At 61.3% G+C, this 9934-nt stretch carries 11 protein-coding genes; 4 read left to right on the plus strand and 7 right to left on the minus strand.

Translation table 11 applies throughout. From position 1 onward, the window contains the following. Together PCOSP_RS01665 and gpmI are read right to left on the minus strand one after the other, a co-directional pair. Complete coding sequence (locus PCOSP_RS01665; RefSeq protein WP_464710176.1) at positions 1-1293, minus strand: murein hydrolase activator EnvC family protein; 1293 nt, start codon at positions 1291-1293, stop codon at positions 1-3. A 240-nt stretch (positions 1294-1533) separates the two neighbouring features. Then, on the minus strand, positions 1534-3063 hold the full coding sequence (gene gpmI, locus PCOSP_RS01670) for a 2,3-bisphosphoglycerate-independent phosphoglycerate mutase (protein WP_464710177.1): 1530 nt from the start codon (positions 3061-3063) through the stop codon (positions 1534-1536). Between the two features lie 152 nt (positions 3064-3215). Between gpmI and PCOSP_RS01675 the strand changes: the two genes are divergently transcribed. From PCOSP_RS01675 to secB, 3 genes are read left to right on the plus strand one after another with little or no spacing between them, the layout of a single operon-like run. Further along, on the plus strand, positions 3216-3629 hold the full coding sequence (locus PCOSP_RS01675) for a rhodanese-like domain-containing protein (protein ID WP_041024715.1): 414 nt from the start codon (positions 3216-3218) through the stop codon (positions 3627-3629). 1 nt (position 3630) lies between these two features. After that, positions 3631-3885, plus strand: coding sequence for a glutaredoxin 3 (gene grxC / locus PCOSP_RS01680; RefSeq protein ID WP_053148644.1), 255 nt, complete (start codon positions 3631-3633; stop codon positions 3883-3885). Between the two features lie 35 nt (positions 3886-3920). After that, on the plus strand, positions 3921-4403 hold the full coding sequence (secB, locus tag PCOSP_RS01685) for a protein-export chaperone SecB (protein ID WP_139646399.1): 483 nt from the start codon (positions 3921-3923) through the stop codon (positions 4401-4403). 122 nt (positions 4404-4525) lie between these two features. Here the strand turns inward: secB and trmL are convergent, their stop codons facing one another. Next, entirely contained in the window at positions 4526-4990 is a 465-nt protein-coding gene (trmL, locus tag PCOSP_RS01690) for a tRNA (uridine(34)/cytosine(34)/5-carboxymethylaminomethyluridine(34)-2'-O)-methyltransferase TrmL (protein ID WP_464710179.1), read from the minus strand. On the opposite strand from trmL, the gene PCOSP_RS01695 reads away from it, so the two are divergent. After that, positions 4989-5426: a hypothetical protein gene (locus PCOSP_RS01695; RefSeq protein WP_464710181.1), complete on the plus strand. Its 438-nt coding sequence runs from the start codon at positions 4989-4991 to the stop codon at positions 5424-5426. The genes trmL and PCOSP_RS01695 overlap by 2 nt on opposite strands. 508 nt (positions 5427-5934) lie before the next feature. Here PCOSP_RS01695 and ntrC read toward each other — a convergent pair. From ntrC to PCOSP_RS01715, 4 genes are all read right to left on the minus strand, one after another. Further along, positions 5935-7371: a nitrogen regulation protein NR(I) gene (gene ntrC / locus PCOSP_RS01700; RefSeq protein WP_139646403.1), complete on the minus strand. Its 1437-nt coding sequence runs from the start codon at positions 7369-7371 to the stop codon at positions 5935-5937. Continuing rightward, positions 7368-8453 (minus strand): nitrogen regulation protein NR(II), encoded by a 1086-nt coding sequence (glnL, locus tag PCOSP_RS01705; protein ID WP_464710182.1) that lies wholly within the window; start codon positions 8451-8453, stop codon positions 7368-7370. Before glnL ends, ntrC begins: the two co-directional genes overlap by 4 nt. A gap of 252 nt (positions 8454-8705) precedes the next feature. Then, on the minus strand, positions 8706-9326 hold the full coding sequence (locus PCOSP_RS01710; protein WP_139646405.1) for a DUF4124 domain-containing protein: 621 nt from the start codon (positions 9324-9326) through the stop codon (positions 8706-8708). Then, entirely contained in the window at positions 9323-9838 is a 516-nt protein-coding gene (locus PCOSP_RS01715) for a DUF4124 domain-containing protein (protein WP_139646407.1), read from the minus strand. Before PCOSP_RS01715 ends, PCOSP_RS01710 begins: the two co-directional genes overlap by 4 nt. Positions 9839-9934: the final 96 nt, after the last annotated feature.

The raw sequence follows: 9934 nt of genomic DNA on the forward strand, positions 1-9934 counted from the left end.
TTATCCTTGCGCACGACACCATTGGGCCGGGTCACTGGGGCGACCCTGCTGACGAATTGCGAAATACAGCGCAGGCGTATCCTGCCCGCCATTGTTGCCGACCGTGGAGATGGACTCACCGGCCTTGACCACATCCCCCGCCGACTTGAGCAGCGTCTGGTTGTGGCCATACAGACTCAGGTAACCGTTGCCGTGATCGAGGATCACCAGCAGGCCGGCGCCGCGCAGCCAGTCGGCGAACACTACCCGCCCGCCATGAACGGCATGCACCTGGCTGCCGGCGGATGCGCTGATCATCACGCCGTCCCACTTGGTGCGGGTGTCGTCGCCGCGGGTTTCACCAAAGCGCGCAAGCAATCGACCATTGACTGGCCATGGAAGTTTGCCCCGGGCGGAAGCAAAGGCGCCGCCGAAGGTTTCGCCATCGCTGGAAACCAAGGCGCCAGGGCTGGGCTTCGTCGTTTTGCGGGGCGCATCGTCCGAGTCCGCATCGGCCTGGGCTTCACGCAAGCGCTTTTTTTCGGCTTCCTGCTGGGCGATCAGCGCTTTCTGCCGCGCTTCCTCTGCCTCTCGCGCCTGGCGGGCCAGGGTTTCCTCGATGGTCTTCAGCACGTTTGCCAGTTCGGCCTGGTCCTGCTCGCGAGCCTTGAGCTTGCTGTCCCGCGCTTTCATGTCGTCATTGAGCTTGGCCAGGGCCACCGCGCGTTCCTTGCGAACCTTCTCGAGTTCTTCGCGCTGAGTGTCCAGGCTGCTTTTCTGCACCAGCAACTGGGCCTGTTGCAATTCGATGTCTTTCTCGACGTTGGCCAGTTGGCGCAGGGTTTCGTTGAATTTCTTGAGTTGCTCCAGGCGTGCCTGGCTCAGGTAGTCGTAATAGGTGAGGGTGCGGGCGAACTTCTCGGGGTTCTGCTGGTTGAGCAACAGCTTGAGGTACTCCTGACGGCCGCTCTGATAGGCCGCGCGGGCCTGGATGGCGATCAGGTGTTGCTGTTCAGTGCGCGCGCTCTGGAGTTTTTTTTTCTCTCCATCGAGCCGCTGCAGCTCGGATTCGCTTTTCTTCAGCTCTTTTTGCAGGGCATCGACCTGTTTCTCCAGGTTGCCCATCTCGGTCTCGGTGCCGCGCAGGTCTTTCTGTACGCCGGCTTTCTCTTCCTGCAGCTTGCCCAGCAGCTTCTTCAGCTCGGCAATGTCCTGGCGCGTGGCTTCCAACTGCTGTTGGGTTTGCGCGCGCTCGTCAGCGAAGGCCGGTTGGAGCAGGCAGGTCAGAGCGAGGGCTATCAGGACGCGAAGCATAGAGGCGGGCGATACCAGGGAAAGGGACGGCCTAGTATGCCCGCCCCACGCCGCAAAAAAAACGCCCATTTGGGGCTGTGTGATAACTGGGCTGGTGTCAGGCGCCAAATCACCGCCAAACCTCTGTGGGAGCAAAGCTTGCTCGCGATGATGTCAGCACATTCGACAAAAGTGCTGGCCGTTCGATCGCTATCGCGAGCAAGCTCTGCTCCCACAGGGTGGGTTAGGGTGACCGTCTCGTCAGACCAGAATCGAAGTCCCGGTCATTTCCGCCGGCTTTTCCATGCCCAGCAGCATCAGCATGGTCGGCGCCACGTCGGCCAGCACGCCGCCGTCGCGGACCTTGAAGTCGCGCTTGCCGACATAAATGAACGGCACCGGCTCGGTGGTGTGGGCAGTGTGGGCCTGGCCGGTGGATTCGTCGGACATCTGCTCGACGTTGCCGTGGTCGGCCGTGATCAGCGCTTCGCCACCGACCTTTTCCAGCGCTTCGACGATGCGGCCAACGCAGGTATCCAGGCACTCCACGGCCTTGACCGCCGCCTCGAACACACCGCTGTGACCGACCATGTCGCCGTTGGCGTAGTTGACCACGATGACGTCGTAGCGCTGGTTTTCAATGGCGTCGACGATCCGGTCGGTGACTTCCGGGGCGCTCATCTCAGGTTGCAGGTCGTAGGTGGCGACTTTCGGCGAGGGGATCAGAATGCGTTCTTCGCCTGGAAACGGTTCTTCGCGGCCGCCCGAGAAAAAGAATGTCACGTGGGCGTATTTTTCGGTTTCGGCGATGCGCAACTGGGTCTTGCCATTCTTGGCCAGGTAATCGCCCAGGACGTTTTCCAGGCTGCCGGCGGCGAAGGCCGACGGTGCGGGAATGCTGGCGGCGTACTGGGTCAGCATCACGAAACCGGCCAGTTTGGGCTGGCGAGCGCGTTCGAATTCCTTGAAATTGTCTTCGACGAAGACCCGGGTCAGCTCGCGGGCGCGGTCGGCACGGAAGTTCATGAACACCACGGCGTCGCCATCCTCGACCTTGACCGGTGTGCCGATGGTGGTGGCCTTGACGAATTCGTCGCTTTCGCCACGCTCGTAGGCAGCTTCCAGGCCTTCCAGGGCGGTGGCGGCGCTGAATTCGGCATTGCCATCGACGATCAGGTTGTAGGCTTGGGCGACACGGTCCCAACGGTTGTCGCGGTCCATGGCGTAGTAACGGCCGACAATGCTGGCGATGCGACCCTTGCCGAGCGCCTGGAAGGTCGTGTCCAGCAGCTCGATCGAAGATGCGGCGCTTTTCGGCGGCGTGTCACGGCCGTCGAGGAAGGCGTGCAGGTAGATGTTCTCGGCGCCGCGCTTGAAGGCCAGTTCGGCCATGGCGATCAGGTGGTCCTGGTGGCTGTGCACGCCGCCATCGGACAGCAGGCCCATGAAATGCACGGCCTTGCCGGCCGCCACGGCTTTGTCCACGGCAGCGCAGATGGTCGGGTTCTCGAAGAACTCGCCGTCGCGGATCGCTTTGGTGACGCGAGTGAAGTCCTGGTAAACCACACGGCCGGCGCCGAGGTTCATGTGACCGACTTCGGAGTTGCCCATCTGCCCGTCCGGCAGGCCGACATCCATGCCGCTGCCGGAGATCAGGCCGTTCGGCACGGTGGCCCACAGGCGGTCCAATACAGGCTTGTTGGCCGAATACACAGCGTTGGATTCGTGGCTGTCACTGTGACCGAAGCCGTCGAGAATCATCAGGACCAAAGGTTTAGGCGTGGTAGTCATGGAATCCACTCGTGGCTGGTTAAAAGAAGACGATGGAAAAGGGACGGGCAGTTTAAAGGTAAGTTCCGGTGCCGTCACCGCCGGGCGGGGTTTGGCCGACCCTGAGTGCTGTGTATACTGGCCGACATTTTAACGCCCTGGAACCTCCTTCGATGGTTGCTCACCTGATTGAATTTGCCACTAACCACTACATTCTCGTCGGTATCTTCGTCGTACTGCTGGCATTGCTGGTCGCCCATACGATGCAGGGCGGCGGCCGCAGCCTGAGCACCGCCGAACTGACCGCGCTGGTCAACAAGGATGCCGGCGTGGTGGTGGACATTCGCCCGGGCAAGGAATTCGCCGCCGGTCACATTGTCGGCGCGCTGAACATTCCCCAGGACAAACTGGCCGCACGTATCGGCGAGCTGGAAAAGCACAAGGCCAAGACCATCATCCTGGTCGATGCCATGGGCCAGACGGCCGGTACCCACGCCCGCGAACTGATGAAATCCGGTTTCACCGCCGCCAAGCTGTCCGGTGGCGTGGCAACCTGGAAAGCCGACAACCTGCCCCTGGTGAAGTGAGATGACCCACGTCGTTGTCTATTCCAGCGATTACTGCCCCTATTGTTCCAGAGCCAAGTTCCTGCTCCAGAACAAGGGCGTGGCTTTCGAAGAGATCAAGGTCGACGGCAAGCCGCAGCTGCGCGCCGAGATGACCCAGAAGGCCGGGCGTACGTCCGTGCCGCAGATCTGGATCGGCAGCACCCACGTGGGCGGTTGCGACGACCTGTTTGCCCTGGAGCGCGCCGGCAAGCTCGACGCGATGCTCAAGGCCTGAATCCCCTAAAGAACCTGAAGTGAGAAGGATCTGCGATGACTGACCAACAGAACACAGCTGCCAGCGAAGAAGAAGCCGCACCGCAATTCTCCTTGCAGCGCATTTATGTGCGTGACCTGTCCTTCGAAGCCCCGAAAAGCCCGGCGATCTTTCGCCAGCAGTGGGAGCCGAGCGTAGGCCTGGACCTGAACACCCGTCAGAAAGCCCTGGAAGAAGACTTCCACGAAGTGGTGCTGACCCTGTCGGTCACCGTGAAGAACGGTGAGGAAGTCGCATTCATCGCTGAAGTCCAGCAGGCCGGTATCTTCCTGATCAAGAACCTGGATGCCGCTTCGATGAGCCACACCCTGGGCGCGTTCTGCCCGAACATCCTGTTCCCGTATGCCCGTGAAGCGCTGGACAGCCTGGTGACCCGTGGTTCGTTCCCGGCCCTGATGCTGGCCCCAGTGAACTTCGACGCCCTGTACGCCCAAGAACTGCAGCGCATGCAGGAAGAAGGCAGCGCGACGGTTCAATAAGCCGACCTGCATAACGACGCAAGTCCAATGTGGGAGCGGGCTTGCTCGCGAAAGCGGTGTGTCAGGCGACGTAGATGTCAACTGATACACTGCTTTCGCGAGCAAGCCCGCTCCCACATTCGTTATGAGGCGTTATGAAAACCGTTCTGCCGCCACGCCTCGTAAACAGCCACCGCCACTGTGTTGGACAGGTTCAGGCTGCGGCAGCCTTGGCGCATCGGCAGGCGCAAGCGCTGCTCTGCTGGTAGGGCGTCCAGTACGTCGGCCGGCAGGCCCCGGCTTTCAGGCCCGAACAGGAACGCATCGCCAGCGACGAAACTGGCGTCATGAAAGGGCCGCGAACCTTTGGTGGTGAAGGCGAACAGGCGCGGATGCCCGAGGCTTTCCAGACAACTGGCGAGGTCTGCATGACGCTGCAAGGTGGCATACTCGTGGTAGTCGAGTCCGGCGCGGCGCAAACGCTTGTCGTCCATTTCGAAGCCCAGCGGTTCGATCAAATGCAGGTGGCAGCCGCTGTTGGCGCAGAGCCTGATGACATTGCCGGTGTTCGGCGGAATTTCCGGTTGAAAAAGGATGACGTGAAACATGCACGGCTCCGATAACAAAGATGACGCGCATTCTACGCTGCAAACCGATGAGCGTTCGAAGCTATTCCCGCGGGTCATGGGCTCCCTGGCAATCTTTGGGTTGATGATTGGCTTGATGATCGGTCGCCTGACCAATCCCGAACCGAGTGTGTTGGAGCGGATCGAGGTGGGCGATGGGGTGCTGGTGGCCTGGTTCAATGACGAACCCAAGCTGCACGGGGAAATCGTCGATGGCTCCGTGGCGCTGTTGTTCGAAGCCGAAGGCCCGGCGCAGAAGGGACAATTGAAGTTCAACGGCAAGGACGTGAACTGGCGGGTGCGCTTGAGTGACAAGGGGTTGCTGCTGACGTTGGTGGCGGCGCGTCCATTGCGGGCTGAGTGGACCGGCGGCGAGGTGGACGACCGCTGGCAGCTGGAGGTCCGTCTCCAGGAGTAATAAAAGAGGGGAATCCCCGGCCTGCCTGTACCAAGGTCCCCAAAACGGGAGGGCGATCGAGAGGATCCAGCCCTGGGTGTAAAGAAGGGAAACCTTGACCTGCCTGTATCAAGGCCCCCAAAACGGTGGGCTCGGATGAGCCCGGATAAAATGGGGAATCCCCGGCCTGCCTGTACCAAGGTCCCCGAAACTGGGTAGTGATTGGGTTATTGCAGGGGGCGTGCCAGTTTTAAATGGCTTGTCACAAAAAACTTTTTGATGTTGCGCAAAGCCCCGTATTCCGGGGCTTTGGCTTTTTTATGAGGCGGTTTTCATGAAGTAGCGCGGTTGCCTTGGGCTCGAATGAAACGCGCATTTGCGGTTCGTGGTGCATTGGTGTGGTGCACGGGACTTTCAAAAGCATCGCGAGCAGGCTCGCTCCCACATGAATGCGCGGACACCGATGTCCGAGGTGGGAGCGAGCCTGCTCGCGATTGGCCTTCAGATTCAGCGAAAAGCCAACGGCTGCTCAGCCCTCATCGCTTTCATCGTCATCCCCGCCATCGACCTTCATCCCCAATTCCTTGATCTTGCGGGTCAAGGTATTGCGCCCCCAGCCCAGCAACACGGCGGCGTCGCGGCGGCGGCCGGCGGTATGCTTGAGGGCGGTTTCGATCATGATGCGTTCGAAACTCGGTACGGCGCTGTCCAGCAGGCTCGACTGGCCACGGGCCAGGGCCTGGTCGGCCCACTGGCGCAGGGCCTGTTCCCAGTTGGTCACCGGGGCCGAATCCTGTGGCAGGCTCAACAGTTCCGGCGGCAGGTCACCGATATGCACCTCACGTCCCGAGGCCATGACCGTGATCCAGCGGCAGGTATTCTCCAACTGGCGCACGTTGCCGGGCCACGGCAGGTTCTTCAGGTATTCCTCGGTCTCGCTCTTGAGCAGCTTGGGCTCCACCGCCAGTTCCTGGGCGGCGCGGCTGAGGAAATGCCTGGCCAGGGTCGGGATGTCTTCGCGACGATCCGCCAGGCGCGGGATATGAATGCGGATCACGTTCAGGCGATGGAACAGGTCTTCACGGAATTTGCCGGCGTGAACCAGGGTTTCCAGGTTCTGGTGGGTCGCGGCGATGATGCGGACATCGACCTTGACCGGCGTATGACCGCCCACCCGATAGAACTCGCCGTCCGCCAACACGCGCAACAGACGGGTCTGGGTGTCGGCCGGCATGTCGCCGATCTCGTCGAGGAACAAGGTGCCGCCGTCGGCCTGTTCGAAGCGCCCGCGTCGCAGGTTGGCCGCGCCGGTGAATGCGCCTTTCTCGTGGCCGAACAGTTCGGATTCCATCAGGTCCTTGGGAATCGCGGCCATGTTCAGGGCGATGAACGGCGACGCTGCCCGTGGGCTGTGGCGGTGCAGGGCATGGGCTACCAGTTCTTTACCGGTACCGGATTCGCCATTGATCAGCACGGTAATGTTGGAGTGGCTCAGGCGTCCGATAGCGCGAAACACTTCCTGCATCGCCGGCGCTTCGCCGATGATTTCCGGGGTGCGGGTCAGGGCCGGCACTTCTTCCAGGCCCTGTTGTTCCTGGGCGTGCTGGTTGGCGCGCTTGACCAGGGACACCGCTTCATCGACGTCGAACGGCTTGGGCAGGTATTCGAAGGCTCCGCCCTGGTAGGACGCTACGGCGCTGTCCAGGTCGGAGTGGGCGGTCATGATGATCACCGGCAGCCGGGGGTGCTCCTCGCGAATCCGCGCCAGCAGGTCCAGGCCGCTGGCCCCGGGCATGCGGATGTCGGAGATGATGACGTCCGGTTGCTGACGGGCCAGGCGGCTCATCACGCCATCGGCGCTGTCGAAGCTCTGGGTGGTCATGCCTTCCTGTTGCAAGGCTTTTTCCAGGACCCAGCGGATAGAACGGTCGTCATCGACGATCCACACGGTTTCACTACGGCTCATGTCGATGTGGCTCCTTGTTCCAGTGGCAGGAAGATCGAAAAGGTGGTGTGGCCGGGATGGCTCTCACACTCGATCAGGCCCTGATGCTGACTGATGATGTTCTGGGTAATGGCCAGGCCCAGTCCGGTACCGTCCGGACGGCCACTGACCATGGGAAAGAAGATGGTTTCCTGCAGCTCCGTGGGGATGCCCGGGCCGTTGTCGATGATTTCGATCTTGGTCACCAGGCGATGGCGCACATGGCCGATGGTGAACTGGCGCAAGGCGCGGGTGCGCAGGCTGATGCGGCCCAGGCGCAGCTCATTCTGGCTGCTGATGGCCTGCATCGCGTTGCGCACGATGTTCAATACGGCCTGGATCATCTGTTCACGATCGATCAAGACATCGGGAATGCTCGGGTCATAGTCGCGCACCAAGGTGATGCAGCCCTGGCTCTCGGCTTCCACGAGGCTGCCAACGCGCTCCAGTACTTCGTGGACATTGCACAAGGCCAGGGACGGCAGCTTGTTGGAGCCGAGCATGCGGTCCACGAGATTTCGCAGGCGGTCGGCTTCCTCGATGATGACGTTGGTGTAGTCCTTGAGGCTTTCTTCAGGCAGCTCCCGGGCCAGCAATTGCGCAGCGCCACGGATGCCACCGAGGGGGTTCTTGATCTCGTGGGCCAGGCCCCGCACCAGCATCTTGCTGGTTTCCTGCTTGGACAACTGCGCCTCTTCCTTGGTGATGCGCAGCAAGCGATCACGAGGGTGGACTTCCAGCAGCAACAGGGTGGCGCCGTTACTCAGGATCGGGGTCACCGCGTAGTCGACCGTCAGCGTCTGGCCGGTCAGGGCGGTGAGCATCGCCTCGCGCTTGGTGAACGGGTGAGCCTGCTCCACGGCCTGGCGCAAGGAGTTGAGTGCCTCGGTGGATTCGGTGAACAACTCGCTGATGAACTGTCCATGGCTGCGCTGGCCGCTGACGGCCAGGAGCATCTCCGCCGCCGGGTTCATGTACTCGAGGCGCAGTTCGGCGTCGAGCAGAATGGTCGCGGTGGTGAGGTTGTCGAGTAACAAGCGGTGTAGTGCGTCGCTAATGGTCATCGGGACCTCTTTTGATGCGTGGCAATTCGGGGCCGGTCCTAAATTGCGCGCGCAATGAATGCGCTGATAGAAGGAAAATGCAAAAACCAAACCAAGGCTCCGAAAAGAAGCGTTTAGAGCCTGAAAAGAGGTTTTTTCGCCCGATTGCGTGGCGTTCTGCCAGTTTTTCCGGGTACTTTCGAACCAAAATGGGCTGACAGCTGAGTAGCGGCGCAACGTTATGCACCAATATAGTGCATCGTCATGGCGACGTTAGAAGAATGGCAGGATGCTGCTTTCTTCTTCGGGTTTGTCGGCGAGGGGGCATTCGGGGCGCTGGCCATAGTCGGCGGTTGCGCAGGGTTTGATACGGCGCTTCTGCGCCAGCGACGTGCGTTGCATGTGGAAGGGCTGGTTGGCGGTGCGCTCGACGATGCGGTCTTGCTCATCGAGGATTTCCACCGCCAGGTGATGGGTGCCTCGATCGATGTTGCTCAAGGCAAACACCGGGCTTGGTCCTGGTTCGCCGGTGGGCTGACCGTCCAGCAGCAGACGGTAGCGATGGCCCTTTTTCAGCCTCGGCTCACTGGTAGCGGTGACGATCAATTCCCCCGCTGTGCTGCGTATCGTGGCATCCGGTTCCGGGATCAGCAGCCGCAGCATCTCGTAATGAAACAGGGGCGTGGGCTGCTCTGCGGAGGCCGGTGCCGAGGTGGTGGTAGCGGGCGCCGTGGTCATCCGGTTGCCCGGTGGCAGTTGGACTTTCTTCGCATTGCCGGGGCGCGGTTGATCGGTGAAGACACGATTGCCCTGGGCGTCGACGTAGGTATAGACCTGCGCTACCCCCGGCAAGGCGACCAGCGACAGGCACAGCACTAGCACCCAACGGATCATGGCTGGTGCACCCGCTGCACGGTAAAGGTGACGGTATCGCTCTGTTGCACAAGGTGATCCCCATCGATGACCTGGACCGCCAGACGATGCTCGCCCCGGTCGATGTTCACCAGTTGCAGGCGCGGCACGTTGGAGGGCTGGCCGTAGGGCTGGTCGTCCAGCAGCAGCCGGAACTGATGAGGGCTTTGCAGGCGCGGTTGCGTCCGGACGCCAACGGTGAAAGTGCCGTTGTTGGCGCGCAGGGCTTGCTCGGTGGGGATGTCCGTCAGTTCGAGCAGGTCGTAGGCCTTGCGCGGCGCTTCACTGTTGGCAGGCGTTGTCGGCATGTCCGGGCTGCTTGAGGATTGATGTTCGATGCTGTTGAGCGGCGGCAACTCCACCGTCTGGGCCGGTACGCCTTGGGGCGGCTGGTTGCTGTAGGCGGTGTTGCCATCGGCGTCGGTGTATTTGTAGATCTGGGCTGCCGCGGGCAATGCCAGTAGCAACAAAACGCCAGGAAAGACACGACCCATAAAAATCGACCGGAAACTGAAAGTGTTGGATGCAGCATAGGACAAGGCGGCGGTTGGCCCAACCCAAAGAGTTCAACCACTGAAGTCCCCTTGTGG

Source organism: Pseudomonas sp. MAFF 730105, assembly GCF_055380705.1.

Excerpts from the sequence above, each read along its gene's own strand:
- PCOSP_RS01665 (WP_464710176.1), bottom strand. The coding sequence starts at position 1,293 with ATGCTTCGCGTCCTGATAGCCCTCGCTCTGACCTGCCTGCTCCAACCG.
- PCOSP_RS01695 (WP_464710181.1), top strand. The coding sequence starts at position 4,989 with ATGCACGGCTCCGATAACAAAGATGACGCGCATTCTACGCTGCAAACC.
- secB (WP_139646399.1), top strand. The coding sequence starts at position 3,921 with ATGACTGACCAACAGAACACAGCTGCCAGCGAAGAAGAAGCCGCACCG.
- PCOSP_RS01710 (WP_139646405.1), bottom strand. The coding sequence starts at position 9,326 with ATGATCCGTTGGGTGCTAGTGCTGTGCCTGTCGCTGGTCGCCTTGCCG.
- gpmI (WP_464710177.1), bottom strand. The coding sequence starts at position 3,063 with ATGACTACCACGCCTAAACCTTTGGTCCTGATGATTCTCGACGGCTTC.
- ntrC (WP_139646403.1), bottom strand. The coding sequence starts at position 7,371 with ATGAGCCGTAGTGAAACCGTGTGGATCGTCGATGACGACCGTTCTATC.
- grxC (WP_053148644.1), top strand. The coding sequence starts at position 3,631 with ATGACCCACGTCGTTGTCTATTCCAGCGATTACTGCCCCTATTGTTCC.
- PCOSP_RS01715 (WP_139646407.1), bottom strand. The coding sequence starts at position 9,838 with ATGGGTCGTGTCTTTCCTGGCGTTTTGTTGCTACTGGCATTGCCCGCG.
- trmL (WP_464710179.1), bottom strand. The coding sequence starts at position 4,990 with ATGTTTCACGTCATCCTTTTTCAACCGGAAATTCCGCCGAACACCGGC.
- glnL (WP_464710182.1), bottom strand. The coding sequence starts at position 8,453 with ATGACCATTAGCGACGCACTACACCGCTTGTTACTCGACAACCTCACC.
- PCOSP_RS01675 (WP_041024715.1), top strand. The coding sequence starts at position 3,216 with ATGGTTGCTCACCTGATTGAATTTGCCACTAACCACTACATTCTCGTC.